This window comes from Flavobacterium cyanobacteriorum, assembly GCF_002251835.1.
Classification (GTDB): domain Bacteria; phylum Bacteroidota; class Bacteroidia; order Flavobacteriales; family Flavobacteriaceae; genus Flavobacterium; species Flavobacterium cyanobacteriorum.
This window is the reverse complement of sequence record NZ_NOXV01000258.1, coordinates 1-15,317: the sequence shown is the minus strand read 5'-3', so window position 1 is coordinate 15,317 and position 15,317 is coordinate 1. Positions and strand designations below refer to the sequence as shown.

Here is a 15,317-nt window from a genome sequence, read left to right as displayed (position 1 = left end):
AAAGTTACGTGCTTGTTTTATTATAAATTATACTTTGTTTTCATTGGTTAATTCGGCAAATGGCTTTTCTTCTTTTACATTTTCTCTGGTCTTTGAATGATAAAATGACAAGCTGTGCAGAGTTGATAAAAATGTTTCAAGGTTAGTAGAAAAGTTATCGTGTTCAACGTTTATTGATAGTTCTGTTTTAAGCCATTCTTTGGGTTCTTCAAATTCTACAAGCGTATAAAATTCTTTAGCAAGTGGAGCCATAACAGGGATTCCGACTTCCTTAAATCCTTCGTTTTCTATTTTATATGATGAACACCCGCTACCAAGTAAAAACGACAAATTTTTATTGTCTAGAACCTTTAGAAAAGCTTCTTGCAGTTTTTTAGTCTTTGCTTTTAAATCAGCACTTTCTTGACTTTCATCGCTTTCATCATCGGGTCTTCCTTTTATATTGACAAGTGTATTGTCGTTTCCTTTGTAAAAGAATATTTCCATCATTATTTAATACTTTTTGTTGGTTTAGTTTTTTTTGGCTTCTCCTTTGTAAACAAGTCTGCCGTGTATTTTTCGTAGAGCCCAAATAAAAACTCCATTCTGTTGGCTTCACTTGTAAATGCTTGTGGTCTGTAAGCCAAATCAACGGCTTTGTCCAATTCGTTGTGTGCTTTTACTAGGGCAGGTGGCATTGTTAAAGGGTCGTAAAGGTCGGCAAGTGAACTGTTAGGAAATAACTGTCTTGCATCTAATAACTTTTGTGCTGCTGTTTCAATGGCTTTTACTTGCTTCTCGCTTGGATTGTCTGGGAAAGGGTAGTTGTTATATACCAATTCATTAGAATAACGGTAATCACTTTTAATGCGACCACACATATTTTTTACCCAACTCATGTGAATGCTTGACATTAAAATTCCAAAATGATACAGTTTCGCATTTGGAATAAATGAGCAACTATTATTTACTATAGAATTTTTGTCAAAAAAACCAATAGGAATATATTTTCTATTTTCAGAAGAATGAAGAGGTATTAGAACGTAATCACTTTCCGGCTGTCTGTCTTCTCCAAACAAAGTAGGAAATGCTGCAAGTTTTTGTGTGGCTTGTCTGGTGCTTTCGGCTCTTAGTTTTCTAACGTTTTCAATTCGTTCAGTAATAAGTTTTGCATCTTTCAATTCAGTTGGATTTGCATTTTTAAGCCATAAACACCAACGCTTATGACCATTTAGAAATTCGTGAGCAGAAATAAGGGGCTTAAAAAACTTTTCTGACTTTGGTTCTTTTGCTACAAATTCATTTTTTTCTTCGTCTGTAAATAAGAAGTTACCGCCATCATTTGGCATACTTCCAAATGATATTTCAGGCACATTACAAATTGGCTTTCTTCGTTTGCCAATGAAAATATCTTTTGCATCAACCAAATAAGGATTGATATTTTTTGCTTTCAGTTCGTGGGCTTCGCCTTTAATGTCTTCATACTCAAAAATGCTCTTGTTTGCAGTGTCGTAGTTGGCGAAGCCAACTATCACACAATAAACGGCTGCATTTCCTTTGGCTTCGTTGCTCCATTTAAAAGTTCGGTGTGCAAAGTGAATTTTGATTTTGTATTTATTGAGCATTTGCCCCCAAAGGATGCTCGTTTGTTCTCCTTGAACAATTGAGTTTGTAGAAACAAAAGCTACTTTAATTTTTGTGTGTTGAATATATTTAGCTGCTTTGATATACCATCCTGTTACGTAGTCTAAAACTCCGCTTCCGTCTGCATTGTCAAATTCTTTTACAATTTGGTCACGCTGACTTTGTTTCATTATTTTAGAACCAATAAAAGGCGGATTTCCAATGATATACGAAAGTTCGTTTTTAGAAACTACATTTTCCCAATCGGTTTCTAATGCGTCTGCGTGAGCAATGTTTGCCGATTTTTTTAAAGGTAAACGGATAAAGTATTGTCCAAACTCACTACTCACCAACATATTCATTTGGTGGTCAATAAGCCACATTGCAACTTCTGCAATACGAGCAGGAAATTCTTCGTATTCAATTCCGCTAAATTGGTCAACGTTTATCCAAAGAATTTGACTAACGTCCAAAAATGTTTGTCCCGATTTGTTGAGTGCTTTCAACACTTCAAATTCTAACAATCGCAATTCTCGGTAAGTGATAACCAAGAAGTTTCCGCAACCGCAAGCAGGGTCCAAAAATTTAAGTGTGCTTAGTTTTTTATGAAATTCTCTGAGTTTGGGTGCTGAGGCTCTCGAAGCATCAAACTCTTTCCTAAGTTCGTCAAGGAAAAGCGGTTTAATTAGTTTTAAAATGTTGGTTTCGCTGGTGTAATGTGCTCCTAAGTTTCTGCGTTCTTTGGGGTTCATTACACTTTGAAACATGGAGCCGAAAATAGCAGGCGAAATTTTACTCCAATCAATGTAACAGCAGTCAAGCAAGGCTTGTCGCATTTTGCTGTCGAAACTTGCCGTTGGCAACATTTCTTCAAACAATTTTCCGTTTACATACGGAAAGGCGGCAAGTTGCTCATCGAGATTTTTAAATCTTTTGTCTTTTGGTGTGTTTAGCACCTGAAAAAGTTCTTGCAGTTTGGCTGCAAGGTCGCTTCCGTCAATAATGGTGCGTTGTTCAATGTATTCCTGGAATTGTTGTTTCTCAAAAATAGTTGTGTCTTCGGCAAACAAGCAAAAAAGCAAACGAACCAAGTAAACTTCTAAAGGGTGTCCTGAGTAGCCAATTTCTTCTAATCTGTCGTGAAGTTTACCCATTAACTCGGCTGCTTTGATGTTAGCAGGGTCTTGTTCTTTATAAACTTTCTTTTGATAACCAAGTAAGTAACCGAAATGCTGAACATTGTTTACAAGGTCGTTGAGTTTAAACTCAATTGTCTTTGTTTCTTCAAGGTCGTGTAAACGAAAATTTTCAAAGTCAGAAATGAGAATGTATTTCGGTAGTTCGTGTTCTTTCAGTCCGTGAGTATAATCAATAGCTTGTCCGTATGCTTTGTCAAGGTTTTTTCCCCGACTTTTCATTTCAATTAAAATCGTTCCTTTCCAAAGCAGGTCAATGTAGCCGTCTTTGTCGTCAAGTTTCTTAACCCGGTGTTCAAAGGTTGATACACGTTTGCTCGTAATGCCGAATACGTTAAAGAACTCCACTAAGAATGGTTTTGCGTCTGCTTCTTCGTTTGAGGTGTCAGCCCATTCTTTAGAAAATTTTAATGCTCTATCTTTTATTTCGTTCCAACTAAGTGTCATTCTTATACTGCAAACTTGCTAATTTAAGATTACTATTTTTTCCCCTATGTCTTTGCACACCAGTCAAAATAGTTTAGTTATTTCTGTTACTGTATTACAAGTGTTGGTGTCGCTGTCTTAATACACTTACAGGTAATTTACAACCAACTCATTTAAAAATATTGCTGACGTGATTAGAAACGAAATTAACCATTTCAATTAATTTAACAAACTATTAACAAGGTTTTTAGTTTTTAATCTGCCCGCCCCCGAGCGCGGTTGCAACGGGAAAGCCGGTAACAAAACCTTTCTAAAAAAATCATCGTTTTGGCCACTGAGGATAGTATAGCCCCTGATAGCCCCGGCTAATGCGGAACGCAACATACAAAGGGTAGATAATATTGAAGGCCCAGAGCAGGCAGAAAACGGATAAGGAGGTACGCACCGGCCATGTGCCATAGTGCATCAGTTTGGCATACGCGGCCAGGGAGAACGCGCCCCACTGGAGCACTGCGGCGGCAACCTGGAAGGTAACGGTGTTGCTGCCGTGCGCCCGGATGGCTGCCGATTTTTCGCGCCAGGAAAGCCAAAGTACCAGCGGGAGGGCAAAATTGGCCAGCGGGATAAGGGCGGACAGCATGACCGAAAGGTGGAGCAGCAGCAGGCGGTCGGTGCCCCCGGTGGGCTGCCCCTGCATGAGCCCTTCTACGCTGGTGCCCAGGGCGGTGCAGATAGCGTGCAGCGAATGCCCCCTGGGGCGCACTACATCTTTCTCAATGCGCTGCAGCGTACGGAGGCTGATATTGGCAGCCGCAGCGGCCTCCTCCTGTGTAAGACCTTTGTTTTTGCGCAGCGTAGCGACTTTACTACCTATAGTTTCCATATTGTAAGAGATTATTCCTGTGCAAAATTATACAAGCGGGGCGACAGCGCCTACGACACCCGGGCGACTTTTTTACGGCATTGGTGCTTTTTATGCAAAAAAAACAGGCAATGCTACTGCCGGGAATAACTCTCCCTGATGATGGTACCCCCGGAGAGTGCCCTCTCCCAGGTAAGGGTTTCGTTGGTAAGGGAAATAATGGTATAGTAGTCGGTGAAATATGAGGGGTCAAAATCTGTGGGGCCTACGGTTATGAGGTTACTATCCCTGGTCCACGGGCGTAACTGCGGCTCGCCGGAAATACAGGAGCCGTTTAACGGATTGCTGCTGTGGTAGGTGAAGATTACGGTTCCTCCGGTACGGAATTCTACAGTGCTTTCCCGGTTGCATTCTGAAAGGGTGGAAGGTTGCCCATTGTACGTTTCAGATTCGAGTTTCCATTTTCCAAAAATTGCCGGCCTGTTGCCGTCATCATCTGAACAGGCGGTAAAAATGAGCAGTAACAACAGTAGGCAGGCGCTACATTTCATCTTCAGGAGTTTAATTTGTTTTTTCAATGCGGTTTATTGCTGTAAATGTAGTTATTTTATAACAGCACTGTATGGCTCTATAACGGCAAAAAAATAAGTTTACTGGCATGCACCACGTTCAGGGCCNTCATCTGAACAGGCGGTAAAAATGAGCAGTAACAACAGTAGGCAGGCGCTACATTTCATCTTCAGGAGTTTAATTTGTTTTTTCAATGCGGTTTATTGCTGTAAATGTAGTTATTTTATAACAGCACTGTATGGCTCTATAACGGCAAAAAAATAAGTTTACTGGCATGCACCACGTTCAGGGCCAGCCCCGATAGAAGCGGCATCCTCCCCGCCGCCGCGCTTATGGCGGCGGGGAGATATAGCGGATAGCGGGAAGCAATGCCGCCAAGAGTGCGCTTAGCCGGCTGCTAAAAAAAAAACAGGAGCTGCCTTAATGATAGCAGCCCTGAACCCTGCCTTTAGCATGAAGTTTACTGCCGGTATTGCGGCAACATTACCCTCCCCTTCCCTGGCTTACCGCCACTGAGGCCACAAGCGGTAAAGTGGCAAAGCCGTTTACGTGGAAGAAATCCGCTGCAAAAAGGAGCCGGTGGGTATTAGAAAATTTTCACTACTTTTACACTTTACACTAAGATATATTACTATGCCCGATACTGCCATATTTTTATCTGCCGCTATTATTGCCCTTGCCATCGGCATATTTATGGGCAGGCTGATTTTTTCGGCGAAGAACGCCTCTGAAAATAAAGTGCTTGAAGAACGCAACAACAGCCTTTTAACAACTATTGAACAACTGAAGCAGCAGTCGCAAAATGAAAAGCTGGGGCTTGAGAAGCAGCTGTTGCAGGTACAGGGTGAGCGTGACAGCCTGCGCACGGCCAAAGACGCCCTGACGGTGCAGCTGACTAAAAAGGAAACTGATTTTGAAAACCTTTTTGAGCGGATGCGCGAGCAGCGGAAAGAAACCGAAGCGCTGCAGGAAAAATTTACAAAAGAATTTGAGAATCTTGCTAACAGGATCCTGGAAGAAAAATCAAACAAATTTACTGAGCAGAACCGGGAGAACCTGAAGAATATCCTTTCGCCGCTGCAGGAAAAAATCCACCTGTTTGAGAAGAAAGTAGAAGATACCCACAAAGAAAGCATTGATTACCATGCCGCGTTGCGCCAGCAGATTGTTGGCTTGCGTGAAATGAACGAGCAGATGAGCCGCGAAACGCTGAACCTTACCAAGGCACTGAAAGGGGACACGAAGATGCAGGGCAACTGGGGTGAACTGATACTGGAACGTGTCCTTGAAAAATCAGGGCTTGAAAAGGGGCGTGAGTATCATGTGCAGCAAAGCCACACTACGGAAGAAGGCAGCCGCATACAGCCCGACGTGGTGATAAACCTGCCTGACGGGAAGAAGATGATTGTGGACTCGAAGGTGTCGCTGGTGGCTTACGAACGTTTTGTTAATGAAGACGATGAAACGCAGAAAGCTTCTTACCTTAAGGAACACTGCGCTTCTATCCGCCGCCATGTAGACCAGCTCAGCGAAAAGAACTACCACGACCTGTACCAGATGGAAAGCCCGGACTTTGTATTGCTCTTTATCCCTATAGAGCCTGCCTTTGCCTGTGCGCTCACGGAAGATGCTACACTGTACAACAAGGCTTTTGAGCGGAATATTGTCATTGTTACGCCAAGTACGCTACTGGCCACGCTGCGCACCATTGACAGTATGTGGACAAACCAGAAGCAGCAGGAAAACGCCTATGAAATAGCACGCCAGGCCGGTGCCCTGTATGACAAGTTTACCGGGCTTATTGAAGACCTCATCATGGTAGGCAAGCGTATGGACGAAAGCAAAAAAGCGTATGAAGGCGCCATGGGCAAGCTCACTGACGGAAGGGGCAATATTGTAACAAGCATAGAGCGGCTGAAGAAAATGGGCGCCAAAGCCAAAAAATCATTACCGGAAAGTGTTATCAACAGGGCATTGCTAAAAGAAGAGGAAGGCCTGCATGATGATGCCAACCGCCTGCTAAACCTGTAGCCCCATGGATACTGTATATAAAAAAGCAGGCGCTTCGCGCGTAACCCTCTCAGAGCTGATGCTGCCTTCGCATACTAATTTCAGCGGCAAAATCCATGGCGGTTATATCCTGATGCTGATGGACCAGATCGCGTTTGCTTCGGCATCGAAATTTTCAGGCAGCTACTGTGTAACCGCTTCGGTTGATACGGTAGATTTCCTCAATCCCATAGAGGTTGGCGAACTGGTGACCCTGAAAGCGTCGGTAAACTATGTAGGGAACAGCTCCATGGTGGTGGGCATACGCGTCACATCTGAAAACATCCGTACAGGAAAGATAAAGCATTGCAATTCCTCCTATTTTACAATGGTGGCCAAGGATAAAGAAAATAAAAATGTAACTGTGCCAAGGCTTATTATCAGCAGTATGGAAGAAGTAAGGCGTTTTTATAATGCCGTAAAACGGAACCACCTGAAAAAAGAGAGGAACCAGCACGAGGAGACTTTTGACCATACTACGCCGGAAGCACTTAATGGGTTAAAAGCCTACGGGGTAAAGCTGGAATTGTAATTTTTTAAGCGCTTCAAAATTGCAGTTTTCACGCAAAATTATATATTTGTTACCTTTATGTGAAAATATCAGGATTTATACTATGAAACACCATTATTTTTTAAAGACTTTGTTTCTGCTGGGCGCTTTTGCTATACTTTCATCATGTGGGAGCGATGATGATGATTATGTGCCCGTGACACCGGTATCGCCGGTACAGCTGGACCTGGCCGCAGTGCCGTATAACAAGCTGTCTGAATATAAATTCTATGAAGGCGCGATGAAAAACCTTCAGCCAGCCTATAAAGTAATACCTTACGACCTTAACAGTTCCCTTTTTACGGACTATGCCAAGAAAAAACGCTTTGTATGGATGCCCGAAGGTGCCAAAGCGACTTATGACGCTGACGGGAAAGTGCTTAACTTTCCCACAGGGACAGTCCTGATAAAGAACTTTTACTATGATAATGTCCAGCCTTCCAATACTACCCGCATCATTGAAACCCGGCTGCTGATAAAAAAAGCGGATGGATGGATATTTGCCGATTATGTATGGAATAATGAACAGACCGAAGCTACGCTGGACAATGCCGGTGGGTTGGTTAATATTTCCTGGCTGGAGAACGGAACCCCAAAAACAGCGGAATACAAAATACCGAGTGTGCAGGAATGTTTTATATGCCACCAGAATAACAATATACGTGTGCCGATAGGCCCCAAGCCGCAAAACCTGAATAAGAATTTTACGTATGCTGACGGTACTAAAAACCAGCTGAGCAAATGGATAGAAACAGGCTACCTCACCAGTGTGCCTCAAAATATTACATCAACCGTTGACTGGACAGATACTTCAAAACCGCTGGCCGCACGGGCAAGGTCATACCTTGACATTAACTGCGCGCACTGCCATTCTGAGGGCGGGGATTGCAGCCAGATAAGCCTGAGGCTCAACTTTGGCGATACTGCCAATAATTCTAACCTTGGCGTGTGTGTAAGCGCGGTGCAGTCGCCTGAAAATTACCTTGTTTCGGGCAGGGCGCCTGAAAATTCAGCACTATTCGCCAGGATGATTACCAATGAGCCTTCTTTGCAGATGCCGCTGGTAGGCCGTAGCATGGTGCATGAAGAGGCTAAGCTACTGATTGAGGAGTGGATAAATTCTCTGGACAACTGCGAATAGCTGCCATTACAGGTACAGCAGGCTTAGGGTTATAATCCCCCTCCCGCCTATCCCGCAGTACGCTGCCGCTGTGTCTGTTATCTGCCGCATACTACAAAAAAGGATAATAACCAGCAGCTATTTTACAGCAACAGGCATATGGAAATGGCAAAAGATTTGCCATGTTACACGGCAATATTGGCCTTACCTTGTTACTGTACCGGATTACAGATGCTATTAAAAAACAATAGGAATGCCCGGGCTTAATCCCTGAGTTTAGGCAGCGTCCTTATATAAAGTTCTTCCACCTGCCTGCGTGCCCACTCGTGCCTTCGCAGGAACGTGAGGCTCGACTGTATGCCTGGGTTATTGTTAAAGCATCTTATTTTTGATAAGTTCACCCAGGGTATCAAAGCCATAGTAAGCCACCAGCCCTTCCACAATCTGCTTCAGGGTAATACCGTGTAAAGGATCTTTAGGATTAAAATCTTGCATGGGACAAATGTATAATTTTCGTACCTTTAGCGCTGATGGCTGAAAACAATAACATCAAAATTATGAAGAACTGGCGCTTACTGCTGGCGCTTATTGTAACGGCATCAACTGTCGGCCAGGAAAAAACAACTACAATTTACCTTATACGCCATGCGGAAAAAGCAGATGGCAGCGCAGACCCTGAACTATCGGATGCCGGTAAGGAAAGGACTAAAAAATGGGGTGCTTATTTTGAAAAAAAGAACATTACTTTATATTACACAAGCCTGTTTAAAAGAAGTAAATTAACCGCTACTTTTACAGCCGCCTATTTTTCGCAAATACCCCCGCCCGGCACTTCAAAAGAAATGAAGTTTATTGCATACGACCCGGCTAATTTTTCACTAAAACAGGCTGCAAAAGATAATGAAGGGCAGAATATCGTGGTCGTGGGCCACAGCAATACCATTCCGGCACAAATTAATGCGCTGCTGGGAAAAAATGTTTATCCCGATATAAAAGAAGACGAATACGGAAACCTCTATATAATTACTATAACCGGTGATAAGATTACCCACGAACTGGTAAAAATGTAATACGGATTATGTATTGCCGTATTAAAGTAATGTATGTACCTTTGCAATCCTTATGCAAAAAACGGTTAATATACTTAATAAAAGGGCAAAGTTTGACTACGAGATACTGGAGAAGTATACTGCGGGGATAGTACTGGCCGGTTCGGAAATAAAATCTATCCGGCTGGGCAAAGCTTCCATAGCCGAAAGTTTTTGCGAGTTCCATAACCATGAGCTTTTTGTAATCAACAGTACTATTGAAGAGTATGCCTACAGCCGCAGCTTTGGCCATTCGGCTAAAAGTGAACGCAAGCTGCTACTGAATAAAAAGGAATTACGCAGCCTTGAGAAAAGCATACAGAATAAAGGCCTCACTATCATCCCCCTGCGGCTTTTTACCAACGAAAAAGGTATTGCTAAGCTTGACATAGGCCTGTGCCGCGGTAAAAAGAACTACGACAAGCGGGAAAGCATGAAGGAGCGCGATACAAAGCGCGACTTAGACAGGATAAAAAAAGAGTTCAAATAAAAAATAGCCGGAAAAACCGGCGGTCAAGGCCAGAAGAAATTTTGGCTATTTTAAACCGGATTTTTCAAAAACCTTCCCGGGTTCGCTTCCGGCAACTATTATTAGGATTTCTGTAATCATTTCGAACTTCCACAGCAAGGCGCCTTTTGCTGTCTTATAAATGAGGTTATTTTCTTCCGGCTATGACCGGCCCACACCGGTGGTTTTTTTTATATTTGCCGCAACCAATCGAAAAACACATGAAAAAAACAGTACTAATGCTGCTTGCTGTTACAGTATCCGTTACCGCATTTGCCCAAAAAAAGGAGAAAGTAAAAGGTTCAAAGATTGTTACCGTTACACAAAAAGAAACAGCAGATTTTGAACACCTTGAAGTTGAAGACAACATTGAAGTTTTTTTAGTTAAAGGCGATAAGCAGGCTATTGAAATTGAGGCTGACGATAACCTCCATGAAGTCATAACCTCAGAAATGTACGGAAACACACTGCGGCTTGCCACATCAAAAGAAGTTACCGGCGCAAAAAAAATCAGCGTCAGGGTAATCTATACGGATCACTTGAAAAGTATTACCGGAAAGCACCAGACAATCATAAATGCGCTTGCAGAACTAAATTTACCTGATATCACAATCAAAAACCTTGATTATTCAAAATCATTTTTAAATGTAAATTCAGCTAATTTTAAACTTATCCTTAATGATAAAACAAAGGCCGAAGTGAATATCAAGGCCGAAAATACGGTATTTGAACTGAGCAAAAATGCCGACCTGAAAGCGCTGGTTGCCTCTCCCGTATTCAAGGCAGACCTTTACCAGAAATCTAATATGGTAATTGAAGGTGATGCCGCTGATGCTAAAATCCGCCTCGATAATAATGCTAAGCTCACTGCAAAAAAATTCACTGTCAAAAACCTTGAACTTACTGTTGAGAGTTACAGTACCTGTACTGTGCTTGCCACTGAAAACATTAGTATAGCCGCCAGTGGAAAAACTGAAATACAGCTTTTAGGAAAGCCGAAGGTAAGCATCCTGAATTTTGCCGACAGTGCCGTCATTTACAAAAAAGAACAATAAGAGGAAAAAAAACGCAGCTTAAAACTGCGTTTTTTTTTATGATTAATGGCCTGTGGCAGCGAGGTATCTTTCTGCATCAAGCGCTGCCATACAGCCGGAACCCGCAGCAGTAATAGCCTGCCTGTATTCTTTATCCTGCACGTCGCCGGCGGCAAAAACACCGGGAAGGTTGGTTTTAGCCGATTTGCCTTCCGTAATAAGGTAACCGGTTTCATCCATATCCAGCTGTCCTTTAAAAATAGATGTATTGGGGGTATGGCCTATGGCGATAAAAAGCCCTGTAATGGCAATTTCTGATTTTTCGCCTGTTTTGTTATTCACAATCCTCAGGCCTTCCACTACCTGGTCGCCCAGGACCTCATCAACCTCAGTATTATACAGTACCGTTAAATTGGGTGTATTTTCCACGCGGTGCTGCATCGCTTTGGATGCCCTCATAAAATCTTTGCGTACCAGCATCGTAACACTTTTACAGATGTTGGCCAGGTATGTTGCCTCTTCGGCAGCGGTGTCGCCTGCCCCTACTATAGCCACATCCTGGTTACGGTAAAAGAACCCGTCACATACGGCACAAGCCGATACGCCGCCGCCGCGCAGGCGCTGCTCACTTGGGAGCCCAAGGTATTTTGCGGTAGCGCCCGTAGATATTATAACTGTCTGGGCATGTACTTCTTTATTGCCGTCAATAATAACTTTGTGCCAGCCGCCGTGCTCTTTGCTAAACTCAACCGATGTCGCCATGCCTATCCTCACCTGCGTACCGAAGCGCTCGGCCTGCTGTTGTAGCTGAATCATCATGGTAGGGCCGTCAATCCCTTCGGGATATCCGGGAAAATTATCTACTTCGGTAGTGGTGGTAAGCTGGCCGCCAGGTTCGAGGCCTGTATATAATACCGGTTTAAGGTCTGCCCTTGAAGCGTATATGGCTGCCGTATAGCCCGCAGGCCCGGAACCGATGATAAGGCATTTTATTTTTTCAATTGTATCAGACATAGTAGAAACTGTAATTTTTAAGTGACGCAAATGTAAGTTTTATTGAAAAACTGGCGAAGGGTTGTTGATTAGTTTTGATTATTTAGTTATAAGCAAAAGAAAAAGCCGGGAAAATACCCCAGCTTCATAATTTTTTTTGCTGTTACTATTTGCTCATCACAACCACGATTTTATTGAAATCAGCCGCGGCATTGATAACTGCCCGGTAAGCCTCAAAATTCTCAAGCGGGTAATGCAGTATATTGTAATATTCGGTATTTTCCACCAGTATTACATTGCCTTTCTTCTCGTACTTACTGATAAAGGCAGCTTCCGTTTTACCGTTTACATCGGCGGTATTATTCATAGTAAACTTTTCAAGATTTTTGATAGTTGCGCCTTCGGGAAGAATGATTTTTATTTTTCGTGTGTAGAGGTGCGGATAGTTTATCTCTACCGGAAGCACACGCTTGTTTTCCTGGTAAAGTTCCATTTGCCTGCCAATGGTCTGCCCTACCGAGAAAAGGTAGTTATCCCCTGCTTTGCGTACAAGGCCTTTACCTTCAAAGATTACATTAAGTACAAAAGGCTTTTTACCGATGAATTCCACCCCTTCATTCTCTGTTTTAAGTTCTTTAAATTCTGTCTCTACAGTGTAGTTTTCAGCGACATTTTTCAGGAAATCCTTATACTGTGCCGGCTGTGCAAAATCTTTAACAGGCTGGAAGTTCATTGCGGAATATCCTCCAAATTGCAGCCTGTCGGTTATTACCGGATTTTCTATATCTTTTGTAAAATCGATTGTAATATCCATAACGTCATGCGTAATATCAGCACCGGGGATATCAATCATCTTCACTTCACCTATGCCTGTCCTGGTGCCTGCAAAGTTTTTTTCTTTAATGAACAGCCCATTTGTCCCGGCAAGTTCATTCGGGAAAAGCGGTATCCTGTATTCTGCTTCAGTTGGGGTCATAAACATATTGATGGCCGGGAAATAGAACAATAATTCGCGCAGGTTTTCATAACTTTCAAAATCGCGGTCAAACGCTACTTTATACCTGTCTGATGTCAAGACCATGTTGTAGTCCACCTTCATTGTGCGGAATACAGCGATATATAGTTTTAAAATATCGGTCTGGTTAGCCTGTTTTGCCTTTATAATATCCTGAAGGGTTTCCTTACTGTCTGTATATTTACTATACATAATGGTTTTCTTGATCTTGTTTTCTATATTCCACACCTGTTCCCTCAGGTTTGCCGACTTAGGAATGTCTTTACAAAAATCATCTATGGCCTTTTGGTCTTTTTTGTTGTACTCCGGATGAAACCTATCATAAAAATTGGTTGAAAATTCTTTAAAATTGTATAGGTTCCTTGCATTATTTGCATAGTTTTCGTCAAGCTTGTAGCGTAGCCGCTTTACCTGGCTGTTCCAGTTAGAATATTTTTCATCATCATTAAGGGCCGGCACATCATTTTCTGTAAGTGTAAGGGTAGCTTTACCTTCAGTCGGCGTTTTTTCTTCCTTTACCGGCTCAGAAAGCCCGTTATAACTTTTGGTTTTAAACTTCAGGTGATCCGGATAAATAAGCTGGAAAGTATTCTTTACAATAGGATACTCACTCTGCATATCAACTGTCTGGCCTTTAAGTTCAGGCGATTCCTCACGTATGAAGATGGTTTCAATAACGGCGCCCTTTTCAAGGCCATTAACTGCAAAATATTTAAATTTCAGGCCTCTCTCCTCATCAACTTCCTCTTTGATATCGCTTTTTTTAAGTTCAATAATTTTGCCGTCCCTCAGAATAACGCGCGCTTTCGTGGTAAGTAAATTTTCAGTGGATCCGTATGAAATATAAATCCTGTTATTACGCTCAACGGCTTCATCACTGTTTATATATTTTTTGTCATGAAACAAATAATATTGGGTAGCATTTCCGCCTTTTGCAACAAGTTCAATTTTTTTACGCCGCTCAAGAATTACTTCTTTTTCATCTTTATACTTTGCGGGTATTTCTGCTTTTACATTCTTTTCATCCCAATTGTAGTCTTTAAACGAAAAGTCCTGAGCGTGGGTATTGGCGCTGGACATTAATACCAGCAGCAGTATTACTATCTTAATTTTTAGGCTTTCCTTCATTTTCTTTTAGTATTAATGTTTGGGTATATAGGTTTTTTAATTTTTTTATTGTTTCATTCCAAAGTGCAAAATCAGATTGCTGCAATAGTATTTTTTTTAATTTAAGGTTCAGATCAAGCGATACAATACCGGATTTTTTAGTGTAAAACGCATCAACTTTCATAACATCATTGTCAAGGCTAAAATTGTCCGGCAGGTATTTTAGAGCGTAGTTTGCAGGCAGTGCAAGCTCATAACGGCAACTGTGTGAAGCAAGAAAATCAATTTCAAAGGCCGAAACCCTGTCGGCTTCAAGCGTAAGTTTTTCATATATCTGATCAAGAAAAAGGCTTATATACAGTTCATTTCCATCGCGCACTGCATAATCACTCAACTCAAAGTTAAAATCGATTACATAGGGCCTGTCCCGGTCAGCAATATTTTTTTCAGTATAGTCTTTCAGGCTAAATTTATTATTGCCTTTTAATACAATGCTTTTAATCCTTTCAAACCTGCTTTTGCCGGTAGCATCGCCCATTTGTGAGAGCAGGTTGCTGCGGGCAAATCCGGAATAACTTACAGAGCCCCAGCCTACAAGTTTTTCACCCTGCAGCTGTAATTCTACAACTTCAGCCGCTTTATTATTTTCAGCATCTACAACAGGTACTTTAATAATCTTATAAGTATCGCCATTGCTCATAAGCGCTTCTTTACCCTGGATAAAGGACGAAGGCAGCCCGTAGCGGGTTTCACGGTCGGTAGCATCAAGAAAAACATAGGTGCCGTTATCGTTATAAACACTTATCATATGATTATCTACCGCCGGGGTGGACAGCTGATCATAAGAGTAGGGAATTTCACGCGTGCCAATCCATGCCAGTGTGACACCCTGAACACCCGCATAGGCCGACATGGCGCTGATGATGCTCGACATATCTTTGCAGTCACCGAATTTGCGTTTATAAACAAGCGCTGCTTCCCGTGGTATAAAGCCCTCGTAGCCATTTTCAAATGCTATGTATTTTATATTATCTTTCACCCAGTACAATATTTTTTTTACTTTGCCGCTGTCTGATGATATCCCCTGTGTCAGCTCGAGTGTGAGTGCTTTCAGCCCGGCATCATCTGTTTTATTAAGGTCTTTTATAAAAGATTTTTTAGTACACGACAAAAAACATAATTGATTAAAAATCAATA

Annotated in this window: 15 protein-coding genes; 6 read left to right on the top strand and 9 right to left on the bottom strand. The window is 42.2% G+C overall.

The window, feature by feature from the left end; all coding sequences use genetic code 11:
- Positions 1–27: 27 nt before the first annotated feature.
- The 4 genes from CHU92_RS16015 to CHU92_RS08705 all read right to left on the bottom strand — a co-directional run bounded on the left by CHU92_RS16015 (position 28) and on the right by CHU92_RS08705 (position 4,664).
- Positions 28–489, bottom strand: a complete 462-nt coding sequence (locus CHU92_RS16015; RefSeq protein ID WP_207759822.1) for a hypothetical protein — start codon at positions 487–489, stop codon at positions 28–30.
- Positions 489–3,245 carry a class I SAM-dependent DNA methyltransferase gene (locus CHU92_RS08715; protein WP_094414665.1) on the bottom strand — a complete coding sequence of 919 codons (2,757 nt, stop codon included), beginning with the start codon at positions 3,243–3,245 and terminating at the stop codon, positions 489–491. The genes CHU92_RS16015 and CHU92_RS08715 overlap by 1 nt, the downstream gene beginning before the upstream one ends.
- Positions 3,246–3,543: 298 nt before the next feature.
- A complete protein-coding gene (locus tag CHU92_RS08710) occupies positions 3,544–4,107 on the bottom strand; it encodes a helix-turn-helix domain-containing protein (RefSeq protein ID WP_094414663.1) in 564 nt (187 codons plus the stop codon).
- 113 nt (positions 4,108–4,220) lie between these two features.
- Entirely contained in the window at positions 4,221–4,664 is a 444-nt protein-coding gene (locus tag CHU92_RS08705) for a lipocalin-like domain-containing protein (RefSeq protein WP_094414661.1), read from the bottom strand.
- A 625-nt stretch (positions 4,665–5,289) separates the two neighbouring features.
- Here CHU92_RS08705 and CHU92_RS08700 point away from each other — a divergent pair.
- The 3 genes from CHU92_RS08700 to CHU92_RS08690 all read left to right on the top strand — a co-directional run bounded on the left by CHU92_RS08700 (position 5,290) and on the right by CHU92_RS08690 (position 8,396).
- The gene (locus CHU92_RS08700; RefSeq protein ID WP_094414659.1) at positions 5,290–6,687 is read left to right on the top strand and encodes a DNA recombination protein RmuC; all 1,398 of its coding nucleotides are present in this window, start codon (positions 5,290–5,292) and stop codon (positions 6,685–6,687) included.
- A 4-nt stretch (positions 6,688–6,691) separates the two neighbouring features.
- Entirely contained in the window at positions 6,692–7,237 is a 546-nt protein-coding gene (locus tag CHU92_RS08695; RefSeq protein ID WP_094414657.1) for an acyl-CoA thioesterase, read from the top strand.
- An 82-nt stretch (positions 7,238–7,319) separates the two neighbouring features.
- Positions 7,320–8,396: a hypothetical protein gene (locus CHU92_RS08690; protein ID WP_094414655.1), complete on the top strand. Its 1,077-nt coding sequence runs from the start codon at positions 7,320–7,322 to the stop codon at positions 8,394–8,396.
- A gap of 242 nt (positions 8,397–8,638) precedes the next feature.
- On the opposite strand, the gene CHU92_RS08685 is transcribed toward CHU92_RS08690, so the two are convergent.
- Together CHU92_RS08685 and CHU92_RS16240 are read right to left on the bottom strand one after the other, a co-directional pair.
- A complete protein-coding gene (locus CHU92_RS08685) occupies positions 8,639–8,794 on the bottom strand; it encodes a VF530 family DNA-binding protein (protein ID WP_394335742.1) in 156 nt (51 codons plus the stop codon).
- Positions 8,748–8,870 (bottom strand): VF530 family DNA-binding protein, encoded by a 123-nt coding sequence (locus CHU92_RS16240; protein ID WP_394335741.1) that lies wholly within the window; start codon positions 8,868–8,870, stop codon positions 8,748–8,750. Before CHU92_RS16240 ends, CHU92_RS08685 begins: the two co-directional genes overlap by 47 nt.
- 35 nt (positions 8,871–8,905) lie before the next feature.
- Between CHU92_RS16240 and CHU92_RS08680 the strand changes: the two genes are divergently transcribed.
- The 3 genes from CHU92_RS08680 (at position 8,906) to CHU92_RS08670 (ending at position 11,026) form a co-directional block, all read left to right on the top strand.
- Complete coding sequence (locus CHU92_RS08680; protein ID WP_094414653.1) at positions 8,906–9,445, top strand: phosphoglycerate mutase family protein; 540 nt, start codon at positions 8,906–8,908, stop codon at positions 9,443–9,445.
- A 52-nt stretch (positions 9,446–9,497) separates the two neighbouring features.
- Positions 9,498–9,953 carry an SsrA-binding protein SmpB gene (smpB, locus tag CHU92_RS08675; RefSeq protein WP_094414651.1) on the top strand — a complete coding sequence of 152 codons (456 nt, stop codon included), beginning with the start codon at positions 9,498–9,500 and terminating at the stop codon, positions 9,951–9,953.
- A gap of 239 nt (positions 9,954–10,192) precedes the next feature.
- The gene (locus CHU92_RS08670) at positions 10,193–11,026 is read left to right on the top strand and encodes a GIN domain-containing protein (protein ID WP_094414649.1); all 834 of its coding nucleotides are present in this window, start codon (positions 10,193–10,195) and stop codon (positions 11,024–11,026) included.
- Positions 11,027–11,068: 42 nt separating this feature from the next.
- Here the strand turns inward: CHU92_RS08670 and trxB are convergent, their stop codons facing one another.
- The 3 genes from trxB to CHU92_RS08655 form a co-directional block, all read right to left on the bottom strand.
- Entirely contained in the window at positions 11,069–12,019 is a 951-nt protein-coding gene (gene trxB / locus CHU92_RS08665; RefSeq protein WP_094414647.1) for a thioredoxin-disulfide reductase, read from the bottom strand.
- A 145-nt stretch (positions 12,020–12,164) separates the two neighbouring features.
- Positions 12,165–14,141 (bottom strand): DUF3857 domain-containing protein, encoded by a 1,977-nt coding sequence (locus CHU92_RS08660; protein WP_094414645.1) that lies wholly within the window; start codon positions 14,139–14,141, stop codon positions 12,165–12,167.
- Positions 14,119–15,317, bottom strand: a 1,199-nt coding sequence (locus tag CHU92_RS08655) for a transglutaminase-like domain-containing protein (protein ID WP_129583038.1), incomplete at its 5' end; no start/stop codon positions are given. The genes CHU92_RS08660 and CHU92_RS08655, both read right to left, overlap by 23 nt.

Bases quoted from the DNA above. Each gene is read 5' to 3' on its own strand.
- CHU92_RS16015 (WP_207759822.1), bottom strand. From the start codon at position 489: ATGATGGAAATATTCTTTTACAAAGGAAACGACAATACACTTGTCAAT.
- CHU92_RS08715 (WP_094414665.1), bottom strand. From the start codon at position 3,245: ATGACACTTAGTTGGAACGAAATAAAAGATAGAGCATTAAAATTTTCT.
- CHU92_RS08710 (WP_094414663.1), bottom strand. From the start codon at position 4,107: ATGGAAACTATAGGTAGTAAAGTCGCTACGCTGCGCAAAAACAAAGGT.
- CHU92_RS08700 (WP_094414659.1), top strand. From the start codon at position 5,290: ATGCCCGATACTGCCATATTTTTATCTGCCGCTATTATTGCCCTTGCC.
- CHU92_RS08695 (WP_094414657.1), top strand. From the start codon at position 6,692: ATGGATACTGTATATAAAAAAGCAGGCGCTTCGCGCGTAACCCTCTCA.
- CHU92_RS08690 (WP_094414655.1), top strand. From the start codon at position 7,320: ATGAAACACCATTATTTTTTAAAGACTTTGTTTCTGCTGGGCGCTTTT.
- CHU92_RS08685 (WP_394335742.1), bottom strand. From the start codon at position 8,794: ATGGCTTTGATACCCTGGGTGAACTTATCAAAAATAAGATGCTTTAAC.
- CHU92_RS16240 (WP_394335741.1), bottom strand. From the start codon at position 8,870: ATGCAAGATTTTAATCCTAAAGATCCTTTACACGGTATTACCCTGAAG.
- CHU92_RS08680 (WP_094414653.1), top strand. From the start codon at position 8,906: ATGGCTGAAAACAATAACATCAAAATTATGAAGAACTGGCGCTTACTG.
- smpB (WP_094414651.1), top strand. From the start codon at position 9,498: ATGCAAAAAACGGTTAATATACTTAATAAAAGGGCAAAGTTTGACTAC.
- CHU92_RS08670 (WP_094414649.1), top strand. From the start codon at position 10,193: ATGAAAAAAACAGTACTAATGCTGCTTGCTGTTACAGTATCCGTTACC.
- trxB (WP_094414647.1), bottom strand. From the start codon at position 12,019: ATGTCTGATACAATTGAAAAAATAAAATGCCTTATCATCGGTTCCGGG.
- CHU92_RS08660 (WP_094414645.1), bottom strand. From the start codon at position 14,141: ATGAAGGAAAGCCTAAAAATTAAGATAGTAATACTGCTGCTGGTATTA.